The organism is Dietzia sp. WMMA184 (assembly GCF_002441635.1).
GTDB lineage: Bacteria > Actinomycetota > Actinomycetes > Mycobacteriales > Mycobacteriaceae > Dietzia > Dietzia kunjamensis.
Window position 1 is genome coordinate 2,898,957 of record NZ_NXEI01000001.1, and the last position, 22,419, is coordinate 2,921,375.

At 71.5% G+C, this 22,419-nt stretch carries 16 protein-coding genes; 5 read left to right on the forward strand and 11 right to left on the reverse strand.

Features of this window, described 5'->3' with window-relative positions:
- Positions 1-79 precede the first annotated feature (79 nt).
- The 4 genes from CK206_RS13390 to CK206_RS13405 all read right to left on the reverse strand — a co-directional run bounded on the left by CK206_RS13390 (position 80) and on the right by CK206_RS13405 (position 4,525).
- On the reverse strand, positions 80-1,069 hold the full coding sequence (locus CK206_RS13390; RefSeq protein ID WP_096906685.1) for an SGNH/GDSL hydrolase family protein: 990 nt from the start codon (positions 1,067-1,069) through the stop codon (positions 80-82).
- Between the two features lie 80 nt (positions 1,070-1,149).
- Positions 1,150-2,235, reverse strand: coding sequence for an SGNH/GDSL hydrolase family protein (locus CK206_RS13395; protein ID WP_096906686.1), 1,086 nt, complete (start codon positions 2,233-2,235; stop codon positions 1,150-1,152).
- A gap of 103 nt (positions 2,236-2,338) precedes the next feature.
- Positions 2,339-3,391, reverse strand: a complete 1,053-nt coding sequence (locus CK206_RS13400; protein WP_096906687.1) for a beta-ketoacyl-ACP synthase III — start codon at positions 3,389-3,391, stop codon at positions 2,339-2,341.
- Positions 3,392-3,583: 192 nt separating this feature from the next.
- Entirely contained in the window at positions 3,584-4,525 is a 942-nt protein-coding gene (locus tag CK206_RS13405; RefSeq protein ID WP_096906688.1) for an SRPBCC domain-containing protein, read from the reverse strand.
- Positions 4,526-4,603: 78 nt separating this feature from the next.
- On the opposite strand from CK206_RS13405, the gene CK206_RS13410 reads away from it, so the two are divergent.
- Together CK206_RS13410 and CK206_RS13415 are read left to right on the forward strand one after the other, a co-directional pair.
- Positions 4,604-5,866 (forward strand): MFS transporter, encoded by a 1,263-nt coding sequence (locus tag CK206_RS13410; protein WP_254050582.1) that lies wholly within the window; start codon positions 4,604-4,606, stop codon positions 5,864-5,866.
- A complete protein-coding gene (locus tag CK206_RS13415) occupies positions 5,859-6,665 on the forward strand; it encodes a fructosamine kinase family protein (RefSeq protein ID WP_254050583.1) in 807 nt (268 codons plus the stop codon). The genes CK206_RS13410 and CK206_RS13415 overlap by 8 nt, the downstream gene beginning before the upstream one ends.
- A gap of 5 nt (positions 6,666-6,670) precedes the next feature.
- On the opposite strand, the gene CK206_RS13420 is transcribed toward CK206_RS13415, so the two are convergent.
- The 4 genes from CK206_RS13420 to CK206_RS13435 form a co-directional block, all read right to left on the reverse strand.
- Positions 6,671-7,927, reverse strand: a complete 1,257-nt coding sequence (locus CK206_RS13420; RefSeq protein WP_254050584.1) for a sorbosone dehydrogenase family protein — start codon at positions 7,925-7,927, stop codon at positions 6,671-6,673.
- Positions 7,928-8,039: 112 nt separating this feature from the next.
- Positions 8,040-9,254: a sorbosone dehydrogenase family protein gene (locus CK206_RS13425; protein ID WP_096906691.1), complete on the reverse strand. Its 1,215-nt coding sequence runs from the start codon at positions 9,252-9,254 to the stop codon at positions 8,040-8,042.
- A gap of 211 nt (positions 9,255-9,465) precedes the next feature.
- Positions 9,466-10,371 carry a MaoC/PaaZ C-terminal domain-containing protein gene (locus CK206_RS13430; RefSeq protein WP_067717235.1) on the reverse strand — a complete coding sequence of 302 codons (906 nt, stop codon included), beginning with the start codon at positions 10,369-10,371 and terminating at the stop codon, positions 9,466-9,468.
- A 6-nt stretch (positions 10,372-10,377) separates the two neighbouring features.
- Positions 10,378-11,727, reverse strand: a complete 1,350-nt coding sequence (locus CK206_RS13435; protein ID WP_067717281.1) for a 3-oxoacyl-ACP reductase — start codon at positions 11,725-11,727, stop codon at positions 10,378-10,380.
- 123 nt (positions 11,728-11,850) lie between these two features.
- Here CK206_RS13435 and CK206_RS13440 point away from each other — a divergent pair, with 123 nt between their 5' ends.
- Both CK206_RS13440 and CK206_RS13445 read left to right on the forward strand, forming a co-directional pair.
- Positions 11,851-13,164: an acetyl-CoA C-acetyltransferase gene (locus CK206_RS13440; RefSeq protein ID WP_067717232.1), complete on the forward strand. Its 1,314-nt coding sequence runs from the start codon at positions 11,851-11,853 to the stop codon at positions 13,162-13,164.
- Positions 13,165-13,359: 195 nt separating this feature from the next.
- On the forward strand, positions 13,360-15,300 hold the full coding sequence (locus tag CK206_RS13445) for a VanW family protein (protein ID WP_096906692.1): 1,941 nt from the start codon (positions 13,360-13,362) through the stop codon (positions 15,298-15,300).
- A 180-nt stretch (positions 15,301-15,480) separates the two neighbouring features.
- On the opposite strand, the gene CK206_RS13450 is transcribed toward CK206_RS13445, so the two are convergent.
- Both CK206_RS13450 and ppsA read right to left on the reverse strand, forming a co-directional pair.
- Complete coding sequence (locus CK206_RS13450) at positions 15,481-17,319, reverse strand: acyl-CoA dehydrogenase (protein ID WP_067719508.1); 1,839 nt, start codon at positions 17,317-17,319, stop codon at positions 15,481-15,483.
- Between the two features lie 188 nt (positions 17,320-17,507).
- Positions 17,508-19,820 carry a phosphoenolpyruvate synthase gene (ppsA, locus tag CK206_RS13455; protein WP_096906693.1) on the reverse strand — a complete coding sequence of 771 codons (2,313 nt, stop codon included), beginning with the start codon at positions 19,818-19,820 and terminating at the stop codon, positions 17,508-17,510.
- Positions 19,821-19,923: 103 nt separating this feature from the next.
- On the opposite strand from ppsA, the gene CK206_RS13460 reads away from it, so the two are divergent.
- Positions 19,924-20,982 (forward strand): hypothetical protein, encoded by a 1,059-nt coding sequence (locus CK206_RS13460; protein WP_096906694.1) that lies wholly within the window; start codon positions 19,924-19,926, stop codon positions 20,980-20,982.
- Positions 20,983-21,081: 99 nt separating this feature from the next.
- Here CK206_RS13460 and CK206_RS13465 read toward each other — a convergent pair whose 3' ends face one another.
- Positions 21,082-22,374, reverse strand: coding sequence for a CdaR family transcriptional regulator (locus tag CK206_RS13465; RefSeq protein ID WP_096906695.1), 1,293 nt, complete (start codon positions 22,372-22,374; stop codon positions 21,082-21,084).
- Positions 22,375-22,419: the final 45 nt, after the last annotated feature.

The window sequence follows — 22,419 nt, forward strand, 5'->3', positions numbered from 1 at the left end:
CGTGGCGTCCGGCGCGCGCTTCGGTGCGCGCGAGACGCCATGCCGGCGGGCGGCTGTGGCCGTATCGGGGTGGCGGCGGTCAGATGGCGGCAGCGATCGCCTGCGCCATGGCCTGCTGGCCGAGTTTCGTGGGGTGGAACGGGGCCGCCATGGTCGGGAGCCCGCCCCGGAAGTCGGTCCAGCGAACCTCAGGAGCTGCGCAGGCGCTGCGGTCGACGCTGTCAGTGGGCAGGACCGAGATGTGCCCATTGCGGTCGGCGGCGACGTCGACGGCGTCGTTGATGGCCTCGGCGACCCCGCGAGCCCACGCCACATCTGCCGGATTGAGCCCATCGGTGAATTCGCAGCTCGTCCCCTCCGCTGGCATGAGGGGCAGGTACTGGGTGGCGATGACGGTCGCGTCCGGGGCAGCCCCGGCGATCGTGTCGTAGACATCATCGACCGGGCCGTCGACCCCGAAGACCTCGGCGATGTCGGCGTCGACCATGTCGCCGATCTGGGACTCGCATGTGGACGTCCCCGGCAGGTCGGAGAACGGACCCTGGCGCGTGATGCAGCCGACGATCGTGCCGAAGCCCACGTCATTTCCGCCGATCGACAGAGTGATCAGGTCCGTGTCCGAGCTCAGCGCGTCGACCTGCGGGGGAACGTTCTGCGCCTGCGCGCTGGAGATGTCCTCAGTGACGGCGCCACCGCAGGAGACGTCCGTGACGGCGCCGATTGACGGATTGGTCGCGAGCCAGGTCGGGTAGTTCGTCATGCTCCGCATGCACGTCGCCGCAGCCGCTCCGGTCTGGATGATGCTCTGATCGCCGAACGCGGCATAGGAATCGCCGAGCGCCACGTACTCGGCGTAGGCCGGGGTGGCGAGCGATCCAAGGGAGCCGGTCATGCTGCCGGGGGCGTCGGTTGTCGACCCGAGCGAACTGACGGCGATCGCTCCGTCGGCTTGAGTGGTGGACTGGGCGTTGGCCAGGGGAGAGCCCCCGAGCGCGACAGTGGCGGCCAGGGCGAGGGATGCGGTGAGGGTGCGGGAACCGGCGAAGCGACGCCGAGGAGTGGTGAGCATGGGATCAATGTTCTCTCATCGACGCCGCTTCGTTACCGAATCGGCCCCAATTGGACAGACGTCAGGTGACGTGACCGGCCTCAGGCATCGCCCAGCGCGGCGAGCACCCGATCCGCGACGTGCGCATGGCCGGCGGTGGTCGGATGGACCGGCACCGCGCCGGTCTCGAGGCCCGTGAAGTCGACCCAGCGGTTCTCGGGCGGGGTGCACATCGAGTGCCCCGGCTCGTCCGGGATGACGACAGTAGCGCCGTTGCGCTCGGCGGCGTCGCGGACGACGCGGTTGATGCTGTCCTGGAAGCCGCGGACCTTGGCCCGCTCCTCCGGGCTGATCGCCATGAACGGCGCGCAGGCGGGGGACTGCTCGATGATCCGGTCATCCTCGGGCACCGCGGCCAGGTAACCGACGGTCACTACGCGGGCCTGCGGAGCGCGCTCGGCGATCCCGGCGTACACCGCGTCCATCCGCTGGTCGAGGTCCTGGAGCGCCTGGGCCGCCTGCCGGTCGATGACGTCCGCGCAGCCCGCGGTGGGGTCGAAGCCCTTCGAGAGGCTCGCGGTGGCGCCGTCGACGAGCGGAAGCAGTTCGGGCGCGGTGTTGGGCCGCAGCGCACACGCCACGATCACGGCGGCGAAGCCCACGTCGTTGCCGCCGATGGTCATGGACACCAGGTCGGTGTCGGCGTCGAGGGCGTCGAACTGCGGCGGGGCGCCCGTGCGGCCGACGGCAGTGAAGTCGTCGGCCACAGCGCCGCCGCAGCTGGCGTTGACGAAGGTGCCCACCCCCAGCTCGCGGGCGACCACGGTGGGATAGGCGTCGTCCGTGCGGACGCAGGCGACGGGGCCGGCCCCCCACGCGCCGGGTGCGATCTTCCCGACGGCCGCGTAGGAGTCGCCGAGAGCCACATACTTGGACGGGCCGGTGCCCGCACCCGACAGGACGGTCGGGCCCATCCCGGTACCGGTCACCTGACCGGCGATGGTGCCGCCCAGGGTCTGCGCCGACCCGGCGGCGAGCTCGAGCGGGGAGGCCTGCGGGGCGATGGGGCCTGGGATGGCGGGCGCGGCCGAGACCGGGGCGACCAGCAGCGGGGTGAGCAGAACGGCGGTGGCAGCGGCGGCGCCGGCGACCAGGCGGCGCATGGCGCGGGAAGGAGACGTGTGCATGGGATCACTGTCCCATGAACACCTGTCTAGTTGGGCGTCTCTCCCCGAGCCTCCCGAGCCCTCCCGGACGCGACGGGAGGGCTCGGAAGGGGCGTCGGGGCCGTCAGTCGGCGGGCGGGGCCGCCGGGAGTCGGACGACCTGGCCGGCGTAGGAGAGGCCGGCACCGAACCCGATGCACAGTGCGACGTCGCCCTGCTTGGACTGGCCCTCGCGCAGCATGGTCTCCATGGCCAGCGGGATCGAGGCCGCCGAGGTGTTGCCGGTCTGCTCGATGTCGTTGGCGATCGCCACGGTGTCGGGCAGGCCCAGGTGCTTGGCCATGGCCGAGTTGATGCGGCCGTTGGCCTGGTGCGGGACGAACGCCTGGATCTGCTCCGCGGTCACCCCGGCCGTCTCCAGCGTCTCGGCGCAGACCTTCGACACCTGCACGGCGGCCCAACGGAACACCTTGGACCCGTTCATGGTGAGGAAGGGCTGACGGACGTCCTCGGCGCCGGAGTCGACCTCGTCGACGTACGCCTTGAAGTCCTTGGTCTGGCTGATGGCGCTGCCCTGCTCGCCGTCGGAGCCCCAGACCACCGGGCTGATGTCGTTGGTCTCCGCCGGGCCCACCACGACCGCGCCGGCGCCGTCGCCGAAGATGAACGAGGTGTTCCGGTCGGTGAAGTCGATGCCGTCGCTCATCTTCTCCACACCGATCACCACGACGTACCGGGAAGCACCGCCACGGATCATGTTCGTCGCGACCGCGAGGCCGTACCCGAACCCGGCACAGCCGGCGGTGAGGTCGAACGCGGCGATGCCGTTGCGTCCGAGGTTCGTGGCCACCTGGGGCGCGGCGTGGGGCACCTGCGTCCAGTTGGTCGACGTGCACAGGATGACCGCGTCGACGAGCTCGGGTTCGATCCCCGCGGAGGCCACGGCCTTCCGGGCCGCCTCGGTCGACATCATGACGATCGACTCGTCTGCGCTCGCGAAACGACGGTTGAGAATCCCGGACCGCTCGTAGATCCACTCGCTGGTCGAGTCGATCGTCTCGCAGATCTCCTCGTTGCTGACGACGCGCTCCGGGCGGTACGCGCCGATACCCAGCAGGGTGGAGCCGGGCGCGCCCTCGCCGGTCGCGATGGTCACGGTCTCGTTGGAATCCGCCATACGGATGTAGCTCCTCGTCGGTGTGCGGTTCGCGATCGGGTCACGCTGGCGCGGACCGTCACGATACGTCCCCGCAACAGTACTGCGGTCGGTGAGAACATCGGCGCATACGACCGCGACGTTTCGCCCCCGGCAGCGATCACCCCCGACGATGCCCACCGCCGACAGCGTCCAGGCGCGTGGGCACCCGCCTCACCCGCGGGCGAGCCCCTTGAGCCACTCCCGCCAGCGCGGCGCGTCCCAGGTAGGCGGGACGTCCACCGCGGCGGCCCCGAGCGGTCGGCCGTCGCCACCGGGGGCGTCGACGTACTCGAACACCCGCACCGCCAGCGCGGCCCGGCCGACGGCGTCCTCGTGGGTCTCGCCGGCGGGGAAGGCGAACAGCTCGAGCATGCCGTCAGCCGGCGCCGAGAGGATGAGCGTCCGCGAGGCCTCGGACCCGGTCGCCACGATGCCGCCCACCTCACCGGACCTGGCGACCACGCCGCCGTCACCCGGGTTCCCGCCCACACCGGACGCCGGGGCGATGAGCGCCGCCGTGACCCGGGCCCACAGCTCCGGCACCGTGGCCTCGACCGGATCGGTGGCCGCGTCCACGGTCACCACCCCGTCGGCCGGGCGATGGGTCAGCCGGTGGGCCAGCACCGTCAGCGCCTGCACCCACCCGTCGAGACTGCCATCCACAGACTCCTCCGCCAGTTGCCCGCCGGAGCCGAACCCCGACCGCAGGGTGAGCACGCTGCCGCCCTCGCCGTCGTCGACCACCTCACACGACGTCTCCCACGGCGGAACCGGGACGCCCTCGCCCATCCAGTCCCGCTCGGCGTAGGAGAACAGTCCGGGCACACTCCCGGCGGGCGGCGTGTAGACGGTGATCTCGCCGACCGTCGCGGTGAGCATCGCCTCGGCCGCGGCCTCCGGGCCGGTCGTGGGATCGGGGGCGCCGGGGTCGGCGAACTGCACGATCCGGCCCCCGACCTGCGGTTCCATCGCGCACGGCACGAACCAGGAGGAGATCCCCTCGCCGGTGGCGACCGCGTCCCACACCACCGCGGGCGCCACGGGCAGCGGCACCCGGCACGCCACGCGCCGACCGCCGTCCTCGGTCTCGATCCCCGCCGTCACGTCGTACACGGGCGTACTCCCCTCACCGGTCCGCTGCTCTTGCTGCGTAACGCTACCGGCGCGCCGGCCGGACGTAGTGTGGCGGTCGTGAGTGCGACGACCGGGACCGGTACCACCCGCGGACCGATCGCAGCGACCGCCCTGCTCTTCGCCGCCAACGGTGCGATCTTCGGCGCCATCGTGCCCCGCCTGCCCGACCTGAAGAACGCCCTCGACTTGGGCGCGGCCGGATTCGGCCTGGCCATGGCCTGTTATCCGGCCGGCGCGCTGGTCGGTGGCCTGCTCACTCCCGCGTTGATCCGGCGGCGTTCGGACGGGGCGGTCGCGGTCGCGGCGATGGTCGTGGCGTCGGGTATCGCGGCACTCGTCGGCTTCTCGCCCGTCGTGGCGGTGTTCGCGGGATTGCTGCTGCTGTTCGGGCTGACCGACGCGATCACCGACGTGGCGATGAACGCCCACGGGATCCGCGTGCAGTCGCGTCACGGCAGGTCGCTGATCAACCGGTTCCACGCGGTGTGGTCGCTCGGTGCGGCGCTCGGCGCGGTCGGGGGATCGGTGGCCGCGGGCGTCGGCACGCCGGTGGTGGGGCAGATGATCGTGGCGGGAGTCGTCTGTGCGCTCGCCGCGCTGGCCGCACTTCCCCTCCGGCTGGGTCCGCCGGTCGCCGAGGACGACTCCGGGCGCGACCTCGACACCACGCCCCCGTCCGCGGCGCCCCCTCCCGCCGACCGGGACGTCTCCCGCCGCGTTCCGGTCGGTCGCGCGCTGCTGCTCCTGCTCGCGCTGGGGGTGCTCGCCGGATGCGCCACCCTCGTCGAGGACTTCGCCCAGACCTGGTCCGCGCTCTACCTGCGCGAGGTCGCGGCAGCGGGCGCCGGCCTGGCGGGTCTCGGGTTCGTCGCGGTGCAGGGCACGCAGCTCGTCGGTCGCGTCACCGGTGACCGCCTGGTCGAGGGGTTCGGCGCGGCGCACGTCGGCCGGATGGGCGGAGCGTGCGTGGTGCTGGGCTCGGGTGCTGCGCTGGTCGCGTCGTCGCTGCTCGACGGCCCCGCCCTGCTGATGGTCCTGCTCGCGGGATTCGCGCTGGCCGGGTGGGGCATCGCCACCGTGATCCCGGGTGCGATGGTCGCCGCCGACTCCGTGCCCGGCCTGGCTCCCGGCGCGGGCCTGGCGGTGCTCAACTGGGTCCTGCGACTGGGCTTCCTGGCCTCCCCGCCGCTCGTCGGTCTCATCGCGGAGCATGTCGGGATGCGCTGGACGGTCGTGCCGATGCTGGTGGGCGGCGTGCTCATCGCCGCGCTCGCGGGGCCGCTGCTCGGCCGCCACACGAGGGGAGATCGACGTGGATGACCGGGTGTTCGTCAAGAGGGGCTCCCGCCACGGCCCCGACTTCTTCCGCCACGAGGCCGCGGGTCTGGCCTGGCTCGCCGCGGCCCCCGGCGGGCCGAGGGTGGTCCGGGTGGAGGAGGTCGACGACGACGAGATCACCCTCGAGAGAATTCCCGCGGGTCGCGCGACGACGCGGGCGGCTCTGCGGTTCGGTCGGTCGCTGGCGGCGATGCACGATGCGGGCGCGGCCGCCTGGGGCGCACCCGCGGACGGCTGGGCGGGCCGGTGCTTCATCGGCAACCGGCCCCAGGAGTGTGCGCCCACCGCGTCGTGGGGCGAGTTCTACGCCGAGCAGCGGGTCCGCCCGTTCGTCCGGATAGCGGTGGACCTCGGTGTCCTCGGCGGCGCCGACCTCGCCGTGGTCGAGCGGGCCTGCGACCGCGTCGCGTCCGGCGAACTCGACGACCCCGGCGACGTCCCCGCGCGCCTCCACGGCGACCTGTGGACCGGCAACGTGCTGTGGACCCCGGCGCGGGCCGGAGGGGAGGGCGGCGGAGAGAACGACGTCGGGGCCGTGCTCATCGACCCCGCCGCGCACGGCGGCCACCGCGAGACCGACCTCGCGATGCTCGCGCTGTTCGGCTCGCCGCACCCGGACGAGATCCTCCGCGGGTACGACGAGGCGCACCCGCTTCGGGAGGGATGGCGCGACAGGGTCCCGCTGCATCAGCTGCACCCGCTGGCCACCCACTCCGCCGGGCACGGCGCCGGCTACGCGATCGCACTGGCCGACGCCGCCCGGCAGGTCCTACGGCTCTAGGCCGGTCAGCCCGCCGCCGGGCTGATGCTGAACACGGAGTCGCGATTGTCGGCGTCGGAGGTCGTCACCAGCAGCGAGCCGTCGGGCTCGGGCGCCAGGGACCGCAGGCGACCGAACTCGCCCTCGAGGAGCACCGCGGAGTCGACGACGGACCGCCCGTCCTCGCTGAGTCGGAGGAGGACGAGCTTCTGGCTCCTGAGGTTGGCCATCGCGAGCGCCCCCTCCCACTCGCCCCACTCGGATCCCCGCAGGAACTCGATGTCCGACGGGGCCAGGGTCTGCTCCCCGGACGACCAGACGGCCTCGACCGCGTCCGGGAACTCCTCGGTGTCGGTCATGGGGACGTTCTGGTTGTAGCGTCCGTCGACGTTCGGGTTCCAGCCGTAGTTCGCGCCCGGCTGGAGGAGGTTGACCTCGTCGTGGGCGTCCGGCCCGTGCTCCGCGGAGTAGAGACGGTCGCTGTCGAGGTCGATGGCCAGCCCCTGGACATTGCGGTGACCGATCGTGTGGACCACCGAGTCGCCCGACGCGGGTGAACCGTCCGGGTTGATATGCAGTGTCTTGCCGGCCAGCGAGTCGGGCGACTGCGGGGCTGTGGCCGTGTACGTGTCGCCGGTGCCGACGTAGATCGTGCCGTCCGGGGCGGTGAGCAGCCGGCACCCGCTGTGGATGCCCTCCTCGCCCAGCGGGATCCCTGTGAGGGTGTCGCGGACCTTGGTCAGCGCGGACCAGTCCCCGGCGGCCTCGAAGGTGGTGATCCGGTTGTCGCTCTCACCGTCGGCCGATCGCGACCAGCACACGTGGATCTGACGGTTCTGCTCGAAACCGGCATCCACGGCCATGCCCATGAGGCCGCTCTCGGACTGGCGGACGAGGCCGGGCAGGTCGATCTGCACCGTGCGCTGCTCCGCGCCGGGCTCCTGCACGACCATCCGGCCGCCGCGCTCGCCGGTGAGGAGGGTGCCGTCCGGCGTGCGGACCACGTCCCAGGGGATGTTGAGCCCCTCCATGACGGTGGTGGCGCGGACCGCCGGACCCTCCACCACCTCGACGCCGTCCCCCGCACCGTTGCCCACCTCGGGCGGGAACAGGACGCCCGGCGGGATCAGACTGGTGTCGAGCGACCCGGAGGAGCCACCGGGCAGGCTGCTCTGAGCGAACGCCACGGCGGGCATGACGACGACGACGGCGGCAGCGGCGGCGGCCCCTGCGAGGGAGCGGGTGCGGGTGCGGGACGAACGGGATATAGCGCGGTCGTGCACGGAGAGCTCCCAAGAGCTCCCTGCTGTGGTGTGAGAAGTGATGCGAGCCACAGGCTAGGGGTCACGAGCGGGCAGCGGTACCGGTCCGGGGCCGCGGCCGGGGCCGGGTGACTCAGCCCGCTGCGGGCCGGACGCGCAGGACCTTGTCCGTGCCGCCACCGTTGGAGGTGGTGACGAGCAGCGACCCGCCGGGCTCCGGGGTGATCGATCGCAGGCGGCCGTGTTCTCCTCGCAGGATCGCTGCGGTCGTGGTGACGGAGGTGCCGTCCTCGGACAGCGTCATGAGGACGATCTGGCTGGTCTTGAGCATCGCCACCGCCAGGGCTCCGTCCCACTCGCCCCACGCGGGGTCGTCGAGGAACGCGATCCCGCCCGGAGCGAGGGTCGGGTCCCCGGAACGCCACGCCGCCTCCACCGCATCGGGGAAGTCGCCGGTGTCGGTCATCGGTACGTTCTGGTCGTACCGGCCGCCGGAGTTCGGGTCCCATCCGTAGTTGGACCCGGCGAGCACGAGATTCACCTCGTCGTCGACGTCCGGCCCGTGCTCCGCGGCGACGATCTGGTCGGAGTCCGGCCGCAGGGCCAGCCCCTGCACGTTGCGGTGGCCGTACGTCAGGACGGGGGAGTCGCCGATGGTGTCGTCGGCCGGCTCGCCGTCGCGGGTGATGTGCAGGATCTTGCCCGAGAGCGACTCGGGGTTCTGGGGCGCCGGGCCGGTGAACGCATCGCCCGTGCCGATGTACAGAGTGCCGTCCGGATGGACCAGGATGCGGCAGCCCGAGTGCAGGCCCCGGTCGGCCAGCAGGATGCCGTCCACGAGAACCCGGGGCGACTCGAGGGCGGACCAGTCCTCGGTGGCGGTCCAGGAAGTGACGCGGTTGTCGTCCGCCTCGGCCGAGGAATGGCAGGTGTACACCTCGCGGCTGGTGGCGAAGTCCCCGGACAGTGCCATCCCCATCAGGCCGCTCTCGCCCCGGTCGTACAGCTCGCCGAGGTCCGCGTCGACAACGGTCCGCTCCCCGCTCCCGCGGATCGCGTACAGGGTGCCCGAACCCCGCTCGCCGGTGACGATGACGCCCTCGGGGTCGCGGACGACGTCCCAGGGGATCGTCAGCCCGTCGGCGACCGTCTCCACCTCGACGACGGGGCCCTGTGTGGCAGGTTGCCCGGGGGGCTGCGACCCGACTGGGCCGGCGCCCGGGGCGCCACCGGAGTCGGTGCCATCCGGGTCGCCCGTCGTCGAGCAGGCGGTGAGCGTGACGACCACGGCCACCGCCACGAGGGCGGCCGGCCGGGCGAGGAGGCGGGGGAACTCGGTGCGGTGCACAGCTACTCCTGGGCCGGGGTGAGGGGATCCGGAAGGGCTCCCTCCCTGCGGCCGAACCTATTCGACGCGCGGGCCGCGCGACACCGGATCTCGGCCCGGCGGGTCCGGCCCGGCGACGAGAAGAGCGTCCCGCACACGTCGCCCGAGAGGCAGGTGTGCGGGACGCTCTTCTCGACGACGGAGCCCGGTCGGGCCGCGTGCCGGGTGGGGCCTAGAGCTCCTCGATGCTCGCGGTCGCGTGCACGGTGCCCAGCTTCTTGGGATTGCGCACGGTCAGCGACCAGGCGGGATCCCCGGCGCCGCCGCGACGGGCGTAGATGCCCAGCCTGGCCGGCAGGATCACGGGCTTGCCGAACTCGACCGAGTAGCGGGCCCGCTCGGGGATCCCGCCCTCGACCGTGCCGAGCAGCGTGGCGGCCGTCCACATGCCGTGGGCGATGACGTTCGGGAAGCCGAACGCCTTCGCGCCCACCTTGGACACGTGGATGGGATTGCGGTCCCCGGACACGGCCGCGTACTCCGCGATCTGCGCCTCGGACACCGACTTCACCACGGTGGGGTCGCCGATCTCGGCCGCGGTCGGCGGCTCGGGCCTCGGCGGGCGCGGGGCGTCCTTGGCCGGGGTCAGCGAGGTCCGCCGCTTCGAGAGCAGGCCCGACCGTTGCACCCAGGCGGGCTCGTCGTCGTCACCGGTACGGATCTCGGTGACCACGTCCAGCAGCAACCCGGCGGGGTGCTCACGCAGGTTCTCGGCGTGCGCCCGGATGTTGAGCTCGTCGCCGACCCGCAGCGGGCGGCGCGATTCGATCTCGTTGGTCAGGTGCACCGACCCCATCGCCGGCACCGGGTAGTCCGGATCCAGCATGAGCTGCATGCTCAGCGGGAACGCCAGGGTGAACGGGTAGGTCAGCGGCAGCTCGTCGGTCAGCCGCAGGCCACAGACGCGGGCGTAGGCGGCCAAGTTGGCCACGTCCACGCGCACGCCGGCGACCTCGACGCCCTTCGACGGCATGGCCTTGCCGTCGCGGGAGCCGCCCACGACGGGCAGGGCTCCCACCGCGGCCTTGCCGTACTGGGCGAGCAGGTTGGGGATGGCGGGAAGGCGGGTGTACTCCACGTCAGATCACGCACCCAGCAGGGACTGGCCGCACACGCGGATCACGTTGTTGGTGACCGTGGACGAGGCGGGGTTGGCGAAGTAGGCGATCGTCTCGGCCACGTCGACCGGCAGACCGCCCTGCTGCATGGAGTTCATGCGACGGCCGGCCTCGCGGGTGGCGAACGGGATGGCGGCCGTCATCTGCGTCTCGATGAAGCCCGGCGCCACGGCGTTGACGGTGACGTTCTTCGAGGCCAGCTCGGCCGAGGCGCCGTTGACGAACCCGATGACACCGGCCTTCGAAGCCGCGTAGTTGGTCTGGCCGCGGTTACCGGCGATGCCGGCCATCGAGGACACACCCACGACGCGCGAGCCCTCGCCCAGCACGCCCTTCTCGGCGAGCTCGGCGGTGATGCGCTCGGGGGCGATGAGGTTGACGGCCATGACGGAGTCCCAGCGGGCGCTGTCCATGCCGGCCAGCGTCTTGTCACGGGTGATGCCGGCGTTGTGGACGAGCACGTCGACGCGGCCGTCGTGACGCTCTGTCACGTGCTTGGCCAGGACCTCGGCGGCGTCGGCGGCGGTGACGTCCAGCGGCAGCGAGGTGCCGCCGACCTTGTTGGCGGTGGCGGACAGCGACTCTCCGGCGGCCGGGATGTCGCAGCAGATCACGTGCGCGCCGTCGCGGGAGAGCACGGCCGCGATCTCGGCGCCGATACCGCGGGCGGCGCCGGTGACGACGGCGAGCTTGCCCTCGAGCGGGCGGTCCCACGATGCCGGGGCGGTGGCCGAGCCGGCCCCCACGCGGAACACCTGCGCGTCGACGTACGCCGACTTGCCGGACAGGATGAACCGCAGGGTGGACTCGAGCCCGGAGGCTCCCGCGTCGGCGTCGGGGGAGACGTACACGAGCTGGACGGTGGAGCCGCGCTTCATCTCCTTGCCGAGCGAGCGGGTGAAGCCCTCGAGCGCGCGCTGGGCGATGCGCTCCTCGACCGAGCCCGTCTCCTCCGGGGTGGTGCCCAGCACGACGATGCGGCCGCTGGCGGCGACGTTGCGGACGACCGGGTTGAAGAACTCGAACAGGGCCTTGAGGTCCTCCGGGCGACGCAGCGAGGTGGCGTCGAAGACGAGGCCGGCGAACTTGCCCTCGGCGCCCGCGGCGGCCAGCTCGTAGTCGCCGACCAGCATCTCCCGGACGGGCTCGGCCAGGCGGCCCTCGCCGCCGATGAGGACGGGACCGTGCAGGGCGGGCTGTCCGGCCTCGTACCGACGCAGCTGCTCCGGCTGCGGGAGGCCGACCTTGCCGGCGATGAACGACCCCGGGGCCGAGGTCACGAACTGCGAGTAGAGGTCGAGGTTGCCCTGTGCCATGGCGATCATCTCCTGGAGAGGTGCGGTACTACGGGTCGACAAGTAACTTACTGCTGAGTAACAATACGTGCAGGGCCGCGTTTCGGGCCACCGGACACCGAGAACACAACGGGAGTGACACACGTGACCACCAGCCCCCGCAAGGTCGCCATCGTCGGCGGCAACCGAATCCCCTTCGCCCGCTCGAACGGCAAGTACGCGGACGCCTCCAACCAGGACATGCTCACCGCCGCGATCGACGGACTGGCCAGCCGCTACAACCTCCAGGGCAAGCGCGTCGGGTCGGTCGTCGCCGGCGCCGTGCTCAAGCACTCCCGCGACTTCAACCTCACCCGCGAGTCGGTGATCGGCTCGGTGCTCGACTCGGCCAGCCCGGCCTACGACGTCCAGCAGGCCTGCGGCACCGGCCTGGCCGCCGCGATCCAGGTGGCCGACGCGATCGCCCTCGGGCGTATCGAGTCCGGCATCGCCGGAGGCACCGACACCACCTCGGATGCGCCGCTCTCGGTGAACGACGACCTGCGCAAGACCCTCATCAAGGTCAGCTCCGCCAAGTCCACCGTCGACCGCCTGAAGCTCCTCGGCGAGATCCGCCCGCAGGGCCTCGTGCCCGAGCAGCCGCAGAACGCCGAGCCGCGTACCGGGCTGTCGATGGGTGAGCACGCCGCCATCACCGCCCGCGAGATGGGGGTGACGCGCGCCGACCAGGACGCGCTGGCCGTCGCCAGCCACCACAACCTCGCCGCCTCCTACGAGTCCGGTTTCCAGGACGACCTCGTGACGCCCTACCTCGGCGTGGCCCGCGACGACAACATGCGGCCCGACTCCTCCGAAGAGAAGCTGGGCAAGCTCAAGCCGGTCTTCGGCAAGCGCGACGCCGAGGCCCACGGCACCGAGGCCACCATGACGGCCGGCAACTCCACCCCGCTGACCGACGGCGCCTCCACCGTGCTGCTGGCCAGCGAGGAGTGGGCGAAGGAGAACAAACTGCCGGTCCGCGCCTACCTGGTGGACTCGGAGACCGCCTCGGTGGACTTCGTCCACGGCCACGACGGTCGCACGCCCGACGGGCTGCTCATGGCCCCCACCTACGCGGTGCCGCGGCTGCTGGCCCGCAACGGCCTGACCCTGCAGGACTTCGACTACTACGAGATCCACGAGGCGTTCGCCTCGCAGGTGCTGGCCACCCTGGCCGCGTGGGAGTCCGAGGAGTACTGCACCGAGCGCCTGGGCCTGGACAAGGCCCTGGGGTCGATCGACCGCTCCAAGCTCAACGTCAACGGCTCGTCGCTGGCGGCTGGTCACCCGTTCGCCGCCACCGGCGGCCGCATCCTGGCCGCCGCGGCCAAGCTGCTCGAGCAGAAGGGCTCCGGCCGGGCGCTCATCTCCGTCTGCGCCGCGGGCGGCCAGGGCGTCACCGCGATCGTGGAGCGCTGACCCCCGCACCTCGTCCATCTCGCCGCGGGCTCGTCCCGTGAGTCCGATGAGCGCAGCCCCCGCGTCCGGCGCGGGGGCTGCACTCATCGGTATCGGTCCGTCATAGTGGTGTTCACAGTGGTTCGGGCGGGGACGTCCCCGGCCGGCGGCCCGCGGGGTTCCGCCGTCCCCCGCTCGGGAGGAGGTGGATGACGCGTGGTCGAGTCCCACGATGACGACACCCCGGCACGCCCCGTCGCGATCGAGGGCGCGGGCCCGCTCCCGGCTGCGTCCGACCGACATCGGTACCGGGTGCGGTCGCGGTGGATCTACACCGGTGTGGGCCTGTTCATGGCACTCGCGGTCCTGTACGGCTTCGATCTTGTGCACAGCATCGGCCGGGTCCCGCGCGGGACGGAGGTCGCCGGCATCCAGGTGGGCGGGATGCGGACCGCCGACGCCGAACAGCGACTGATCGCCGAGCTCGGACCGCGGGTCGACGACGAGGTGGATCTGCGCGCCGGGGCCGTGTCGACCACGCTGGACCCCGACTCGGTCGGCCTGTCGGTGGACTGGCAGGGCACGCTCGACCGGGGCGGTGAACAGCCCCTCAACCCGCTGAAGCGGCTGATCAGCGTGGTGTGGTCGACCGAGGTCGGGATCGCCAGCGTCATCCCGGACGCCCGGCTGACCGATTTCCTCGAGCGCCTCGCCCTCCAGGCGGACTTCGAACCCCGCGAGGGCGCCATCTGGTTCGACCGGGATCAGGTCCGCTCGGCCATCCCGCTCGACGGGCAGCGCCTACAGATCGAGAACTCCCGCGACGCGGTGCTCGAGCACTGGCTCGACGACGACGGAGTGGACCTGCCCGTCGACTACACGCCCACCGAGACCGACGCCGAGCAGGTGCGGGCGCTGATCCGGGACGTGGCCGAGCCCGCCGCCTCCCGGGACCTGACGCTGCTGGCCTCGCGGATGCGCGACGACGGCACCGAGCCGGCGACCATCACCGTCACCACCAGGCTCCCCGCCCCGCCATCGGCCCCCGGGCGCGAGCGGCCCGAGCCCGCCGAGCGGGAGATCGAGATGGTCGACCCGGACGACCCGGGCGCGGTGCCGGTGCTTTTCCCCCGCGACCGGATCGGGGAGTACCTCAGCTTCGTCCGCGAGGGCGGCGTGCTCGAGCCCCGCTTCGACGCCGACGCCGCCAAGGGGATCCTGGACCCGCTCCTGGAGGAGACCGAGCAGGTGGGCAGGGACGCGAGTTTCGAGTTCAGCGGGTCGAGCGCCACCATCGTGCCCGCGGTCCAGGGACGCACCGTCGAATGGGGCCCGCTGCTCGGTCGGCTGCCCGGGCAACTCACCGACGTCGACGGCCCGCGCGTGCTCCCCGTCGGCTACGTGGGCCGCGACCCCGAGCTGACCACCGCGGAGGCCGAGCGGGCCGGCATCCGCGAGCCCGTCGGCCAGTTCACGGTGGCCGTCAGCGCGAGCGGACAGGCCCAGTCGATGATCGCCTCGCTGGCCGGGCACTTCATCCCGGCGGGCGGGAGTTTCTCCATGGCGGAGGTCGCCGGCACCGTCTCCGGAGACGTGTCCGCCGACGCCGTCGCCACCGCCCTGTTCAACGCTGCGTTTGACTCCGGCGCACAGGACCTCGTCCGCAGCTCCCGCGGTGTCGACGGCGACGCGTTCCCGGCGGGCCGCGATGCCACCGCCTCGGCCGACGTCGGATTCCGAAACGCCCAGGACACCGGCCTGGTGATCGATGCATCGGGTAGCGGCAACTCGGTGACGGTCCGGCTGTGGGGGACGCCCGAGTACACGGTGAGGGTCTCGACGGCCCCCCGGACCGACATCCGGCGGGCCCAGACCCGGGTCGTCGGCACGGCCGGGTGTACCCCGAGTCCGGGCGCAGACGGGTACACCGCCCGCGTGACCCGGGTCGTCCTGCGCGGCGGCGACACCGTGAGCACCGACACCGTCTCGTCGAGCTACGCGCCGCGAGACCGGATCGTGTGCCGGGCCGAGACTCCCGAGGACGACGATCCCACCTCGTCACCGCCACCACCGCCGCCCGCGCTCCCCGGACCCGGTGACCCGATCCGGATCCCGGGCCTACCGGAGTTCCGCATTCCCGGCGTGCCCGGCAACTAGAGCGCCGAATCCGCTACCCGGATTCCGGATCCGCTACTCCCATAGGCATAGCGGATCCGGAATCCGGGTAGCCGATTCGTGGGGGTGGGCTGCCCGCATCCGGCGAAACGAGTCGATCCGCCGCCCGGGCAGGGGCGGCGGATCGACGGTGGGGACCCGGAAGGGCCCGTCAGATGGGGATCAGAACGCGGACTCGTCCAGCTCCATCAGCTCGTTGTCGAGGTCTGCGACGATCGCGCGGGTGGCGCTGATCAGCGGCAGCTCGTTCTTGGCGAACCACCGGGCGGCGGCGATCTTGCCGTTGTAGAAGTCCTTGTCGTCGTCGGACGCCCCGTCCAGCGCGCCGAGGGCGACCTCTGCGCCGACCAGGAGACGCCAGCCCATCATGAGGTCACCGAACGCCATGAGGACGCGCACCGAGGCGAACCCGACCGTGTACAGGCGCTTGGGGTCGTCCTGCGAACCCATGAGGTGATCGAAGCACGTGCCGATCATGGCCTCGACGTCCGCGAGAGCGGTCGCGAGCAGCTCCCGCTCGGCCGCCAGTCGGCCGCCGCACGCGTCGCTGTCCAGGAACTGCTTGATCTGCGCCGACACGTGGCCCACGGCGGTGCCGCGGTCACGGGCGATCTTGCGGAAGAAGAAGTCCTGTGCCTGGATCGCGGTGGTGCCCTCGTAGAGGGAGTCGATCTTGGCGTCGCGGATGTACTGCTCGATCGGGTAGTCCTGCAGGAAGCCCGACCCGCCGAACGTCTGAAGCGACTCGGTGAGCAGCTCGTAGGCGCGCTCGGAACCGACGCCCTTGACGATCGGCAGCAGCAGATCGTTGACCCGATGGGCCAGCTCGCCGTCGGCGCCGGAGACGCGCGCGGCGGTCTCGACGTCCTGGTGGGCCGCCGTGTACATGTACACCGCGCGCAGACCCTCGGCGAACGCCTTCTGGCGGATCAGCGCACGCCGCACGTCCGGGTGGTGGGTGATGGTGACGCGCGGGGCGGTCTTGTCGGCCATCTCGGTCATGTCGCCGCCCTGGACACGCTCCTTGGCGAATTCGAGCGCGTTGAGGTAGCCGGTCGACAGGGTGGAGATGGCCTTGGTGCCGACCATCATGCGCGCGTGCTCGATGACATCGAACATCTGACGGATGCCCTGGTTGAGCTCGTCGCCGCCGACCATCCAGCCCTTGGCGGGCACGCCGTGACCGCCGAAGGTCAGTTCGCAGGTCGTGGAGACCTTGAGGCCCATCTTGTGCTCGACGCCGGTGACGAACACCCCGTTGCGCTCGCCCATCTCGTTCTTCTCGAAGTCGAAGTGGAACTTCGGCACGAAGAACAGCGACAGGCCCTTGGTGCCGGGGCCGGCGCCCTCGGGGCGCGCCAGGACCAGGTGGAAGATGTTCTCGAACATGTCGTCGGAGTCGGCCGAGGTGATGAAGCGCTTGACGCCCTCGATGTGCCAGGAGCCGTCGTCCTGCTTGACCGCCTTCGTGCGGCCGGAACCGACATCGGAGCCGGCGTCGGGCTCGGTGAGGACCATGGTCGCTCCCCAGCCGCGCTCGACGCAGGTGGCGGCCCACTGCTTCTGCTCCTCGGTGCCGTTCTCGTAGAGGACGGCGGCGAAGGCGGGGCCGGCGCCGTACATGAACGCCGCCGGGTTGGCCCCGAGCATCATCTCGCCGGTGGCCCACACCATCGCGCGGGGGGCCGGCATCCCGCCGAGCTCCTCCGGCAGTCCCATCGACCAGTAGCCGGCGTCGTACCAGGCCTTGAAGGACTTCTTGAAGTCCTCCGGGATGGAGACCGAGTGGGTCTCGGGGTCGAACACCGGCGGGTTGCGGTCGGCGGAGGCGAAGGACTCCGCGACAGGGCCCTCGGTCAGGGTCGCGACCTCGGAGAGGATGCCCTTGGCGGTCTCGGTGTCCATGTCGCCGAACTCGCCGGCGTCGAGTGCCTCGTTCATACGCAGGACCTCGAACATGTTGAACTCGAGGTCGCGGACGTTGCTCTTGTAGTGACCCATTACGGTCTTCTCCGTTCGGAGTGCGGTGTCATGACTGTGTCGCGCCCGAGGAGTCGGTGCACGTAACCACTGGTACGCCGGAACCTACTCGCCGGTAACAAAACTGATGCTAGTGCGTTGTCAGCAAACAGTCCAAGGTGAGGGAAGGCTCTGATTTCGGCGCGGACCTGCGAGGGCGCGCCGCGCGGTCAGTCACGCCCGGGACGGGCGGCGGCCCGGGCGGCGTCGAGCAGGATCGTCCGCTCGGCCCGGGCGACGGTCCGCCGGGTCACCTCTGCGTAGTCCGGCGTGACGGAGACCGACGTGACCCCCTTCCGGACGAGGTGCTCGGCCATACGGGGATCGGTCGACGCCGCCTGTCCGCACAGGGACACGGTGAGGCCGGACTCGTGGCAGCGGTCGATGATCTGGTCGATGAACGCGAGCACCGCCGGGTCCATCGAGTCGAACAGGTCCGCACACACCTCCGAGTCGCGGTCGACCCCCAACGTCAACTGGGTGAGATCGTTGGAACCGATCGATACGCCGTCTATTCCCATGGCGGCGTACTCGGGGATCCAGTGCACCACCGAGGGCACCTCGGCCATTATCCAGCGCTTGAGCCCCGTGTCCCGACCGATCGGATGGGCGTCGATGATGTCCAGACAGGCCCGCAGTTCCCACCCGGTCCGGACGAACGGGATCATCAGGTGCAGGTTCCGGTGCCGCCGCCGCACTCGCTCGAGCGCGTCCAGTTCCAACCGGAACAGGTCAGGCTCCCGGGTGTAGCGGAAGCAGCCCCGGTAGCCGATCATCGGATTGCGCTCCTCGGCCTCCACCTCCCCTCCGAGCAGCCCCCGGAACTCGTTGGACCGCAGGTCGGTGGCGCGGTACACCACGGGCCTCGGATCGAAGGCGGCGGCGATGGTGCTGATCCCCGAGGCCATCCGCTCCACGTACTCTTCCGTCCTGCCCTCCGCGATGAGCCGGCGCGGGTGCAACCCCTGCAGAGCGCTGGTGATGAGGAACTCCGCCCGCAGCAGGCCGACGCCGTCGACGTCCATCGCCGCGACCCGCGCCGCTGCGTCGGGCGTCGCGAGGTTGACGCAGACGGCTGTGGCGGTGACCTCGCGTGTGCGCACCTCGGGAGCCGCACCGGCATCGGCGGGAGCCTGCGGTGCCGTGGCCGCGCGGACCTCTCCCGGGTAGACGACGCCGGCGGTGCCGTCGACGGTGATGGTCTGCCCGTCGGCGATGTCGGCGGTCGCCGACCGCGTGCCCACGATCACGGGACGCCCCAGTTCGCGCCCCACGATGGCGGCGTGACAGGTCACGCCCCCCTCGTCGGTGACGATCGCGGCGGCGCGCTGGAGGATCGGCAGCCAGTCGGGGTCGGTCATCGTGGCCACCAGGATCTCGCCGGCGGCCAGGTTCACCCCGTCCGCCAGTTCGGTGAGGACGCGCGCGGTCCCGATCGCGGTGCCGGGCCCGGCGCCGAGGCCGGAGACGATCGGATCCACCTCATCGCCCGTGGTCCCGGCGGTCCCGGGATAGCCCGCACGCCCCGCCTCGGCGTCCAGAGTGGTGATCGGGCGGGTCTGCACGATGTACAGCTCACCGTCCTCGAAGGCGAACTCGGTGTCCTGTGGCACGCCGTAGTGCTGCTCGGACATCACGGCCAGGCGGGCGACCCGGCGCACCTGGTCGTCGTCGAGCACCCGGTCCAACTGCTCGGCCTCCGGGACGGGGACGAGCCCGTCGACCGTGCGGCCCGCGACGATCCGGGCGACCTTCCGGCCCACGTGCACGGTGAGGAGGTTCAGGTCTGCCTTGGACACGACGTACGTGTCGGGCTCGACCTTGCCGCCCACCACCACCTCGCCGAGTCCGAACGCCGCCTCGATCACCACGCGGTCGACCTGGGAGGTGCGGGGGTCGGCGGTGAAGGCCACGCCCGACGTGTCGGAACGGACCATCTTCTGCACCACCACCGCGATCGACGGTTCGTCGTCGTACCCCGACACCGCCCGGTAGGTCATGGCGCGCGGCGTCCACAACGAGCACCAGCAGTCCCGCACGGCCTCGAGCACGGCCTCCTCGCCGACGACGTCCGTGTACGACTCGTGGATCCCCGCGAAGGAGGTGTCACCGGCGTCCTCCGCGGGCGCGGAACTACGCACCGCCACGGGGACGTCCGACCCCAGCGACCGGTAGTGCGCCACGATGTCCTCGCGCAGTCGCGCCGGCATCTCCACCCCGGCGACGGTGCCACCGAACTCCGCCGCGAGGGACATCAGCTCCGCCTCGCTCGTCCCGTCGGCAGGGACCCGGCCGTCGTAGAGGCGCGACCGGACACCGGCCGTCTCCATCGCGGCGAGGTAGGCCGACTGTCCGACCGAGAATCCCGGCGGCACGGGGAACCCCGCGCCCGTCATCTCCCCGAGATTGGCGGATTTCCCGCCGTACTCGGGTGCGTCCGCCAGCCTCAGCTCGGAGAAATCGGCGACCCATCGTGCGTCCATCGCTCGCTCCTTCGAGATCGCGGCCCGACCGGTCGGAACCGTCGCTGTCTCCATGGTGGGCGGACCGGCTGCCCGGTGTGGGTGGTTCAGGCACAATCAGCGCATGGCAGACATCCAGCTCCGCGTTCCCTCCGCCTCCTCCGTGGTGGGAACGGCGTTCCGTGTCGTGGAGTGGGAGCTGAGAATGGCCAGGGAGTTGCTCATGCTGCCCGCCCGCGTCCTCGTGCTACTCGCGGACGTGGAGGACGTGGTCGTGCGGATCCAGGACCTGCTCGACGAGGTCAGCCGCACCGTGCGGCAGATCGACGGGATCGTGGCCACCGCCGTCGACACGGTCGACGGTGTCCGCACCACGGTGGCCAGGGCCAACAGGGTCGTCGACGAGGTCGCCGACACGGTCTCTGCCGCCGAGGGGATCGTGGGCCGGGTGGGCTCGACCGTCGACTCCGCCGAAGGCGTGGTGCGGCGCGTGGACGCCACGATCGACTCCGCCGAGGGCGTGGTGCGGCGCGTGGACGCCACGATCGACTCCGCCGAGGGCGTGGTGCGGCGCGTGGACGGCACGATCGACTCCGCGGAGGGGGTGGTGCGGCGCGTGGACGGCACGATCGACTCCGCCGAGGGCGTGGTCGTGCGGGTGGGGAGCACCGTCGAGTCCGCCGAGGGCGTGGTGGCTCGCGTCCGGACGACGGTGGACACCGCGGACGATCTGGTCCTCGACGCCGGCGGGCTCATCGAACGGGTCGTCCCCCTCGTCGACTTCGCGGACTCCACCTTCGCTCAGGTCAAGCCGGTCGTCGAGGCACTGCTCGTGGACGCCGACCTGGACGTGGAGGCCGCCCGGGTCGTGGCGACCCGGATGACCGAGGTCCTGGCGTGGGCGGACAAGACGATCCGGTTGCTCGAACCGATCGCCGACGACGTCCTCGAGTCGGTCGACCCCGACGAGGTCAAGGCGGTCATCCAGTTCATCGACCACCTGCCGGCGCTGGGCGACACCCTCGAGAACGACGTCATGCCGGTCCTGGCCTCACTGGACACCGTTGCCCCCGAGGTCCACCAGATCCTCGAGGTGGCGCAACAGTGCCTCGAGGCGGTCGCCGGCATCCCCGGATTCCAGCTCCTGCGCCGCCGCGGTGGGGACAACGGTAAGGCCGACTGAGCGCCCGAGTCCCGGAGCCGCGACTCCGGACCGCATCTGATTCCGGACGGCGCCCGACTTCCCAGCGGCGCCCGACCGGTCCGGCACGGGTGAGTGTGCTCAGCCCGCCGGCGTGCCGTCGTCAGCGATCAGGACCACGCTGCCCAGCACGTGGCAGAGGGTGAGAGCCAGGTGGGTGTCCAGGCGCCTGGCCCCCGGTTCCCGGCCCAGTTCGTGCTCGGCCTTGGTCAGTCGGTACCTCACGGTGTTGCGGTGCAGGAGCAGCCGGGACGCCGTCTCCGAGTAGTTCTCCGCCGAGTCCAGGAACACCCGGACGGTCTCCCGCTGTCTCGCCGCGTCGTCCGTGTCCCTCGCCAGGCCGCCGAGGACTTCGCGGATCCATCGCCGGGTGGACGCGAGGTCCTCGGCCAGTCGGGCGATGACGGGGATCCCGTCGTCCGCGTACGAGACCACACGCGCCTCGTCGCCGGTGCACACCTGCGCGATCGTGCCGACGAGCGCTGCCTGTGTGCGGGTGGTGCGGAACCCCTCGACCCCGGCACCGGGCGCGCCGAAGGATATCCGGGCCGCGGGGGTCGCCGCGGCGATCGGCGCGAGGACTCCCGTGTCGACGGCGAGGCGACGGCCCTCCATGCCGAACCAGGCCTCGGCCGTGGCGCGGCCGGTGGCGATCATCAGCGGCGGGCGGTGGTCGCCGAGTTGCCCGGCCAGACTGTCCACGACGCTCTCGAGCAATCGGGACTGATCGGTGAACGCGCCGAAGTCGTCGATCCACACCCGGCACCCGACGTGCACCTGGTTCAGTCGGTATCCCGTCACCCGCTCGAACTCGGCGGGGTCGATGCCCTCGCCGTCGAGGACCCGGTTGACGATCGAGTTGATCGACCGCGCCGCCCGGTCGTGGGAGGAGCGCACCTCCTCCTCGTGTGCGGCGATGACGGTCCGGGTGATCTCGTCGACGTACTGGTACAGCCATCCGGCGAGGTGGTGGTAGAGCGGCAGCTTCTCGTGGTCCTCGCACTCGACCTCCTGCACCTGGTCGAACACATGGGCCAGGAGACAGTCGGAACCGACGTGATAGGCCCGCCGCAGTGCGGCGCTCGAGACGTCCCTGCGGGCGAGCGCGACGGCGTAGTGCACCGCGTCGGGCAGGGGAGGGAGGTCGTGTGCGTCCTTGGTGTGCGACAGCATGTCGATGATGACCTCGACGTTGTTCGTCACGCTGGCGTGCAGAGCCGAGTGTGTGTCCTCATCGGTGAGTTCGCCGATGGCGTCCTCGATGGCCGCGGTCATGCTGTCGGAGATGGCCGCGGTCCGCGAACTGAGCCTCAGACCTATGCGGCGGGTCAGTTCGCGGAGGCGCTCGGGATCCTGCGGTGTTGTGCTGAGCATGTGTGCGGGCGGGGTCGGGTCCGTCTGGTGGCTCAGGTCCCGCCG

Coding starts and splice junctions, on each gene's coding strand:
- CK206_RS13390 (WP_096906685.1), bottom strand. CDS start 1,069: ATGCTCACCACTCCTCGGCGTCGCTTCGCCGGTTCCCGCACCCTCACC.
- CK206_RS13395 (WP_096906686.1), bottom strand. CDS start 2,235: ATGCACACGTCTCCTTCCCGCGCCATGCGCCGCCTGGTCGCCGGCGCC.
- CK206_RS13400 (WP_096906687.1), bottom strand. CDS start 3,391: ATGGCGGATTCCAACGAGACCGTGACCATCGCGACCGGCGAGGGCGCG.
- CK206_RS13435 (WP_067717281.1), bottom strand. CDS start 11,727: ATGGCACAGGGCAACCTCGACCTCTACTCGCAGTTCGTGACCTCGGCC.
- CK206_RS13450 (WP_067719508.1), bottom strand. CDS start 17,319: ATGGGTCACTACAAGAGCAACGTCCGCGACCTCGAGTTCAACATGTTC.
- ppsA (WP_096906693.1), bottom strand. CDS start 19,820: ATGGACGCACGATGGGTCGCCGATTTCTCCGAGCTGAGGCTGGCGGAC.
- CK206_RS13460 (WP_096906694.1), top strand. CDS start 19,924: ATGGCAGACATCCAGCTCCGCGTTCCCTCCGCCTCCTCCGTGGTGGGA.
- CK206_RS13465 (WP_096906695.1), bottom strand. CDS start 22,374: ATGCTCAGCACAACACCGCAGGATCCCGAGCGCCTCCGCGAACTGACC.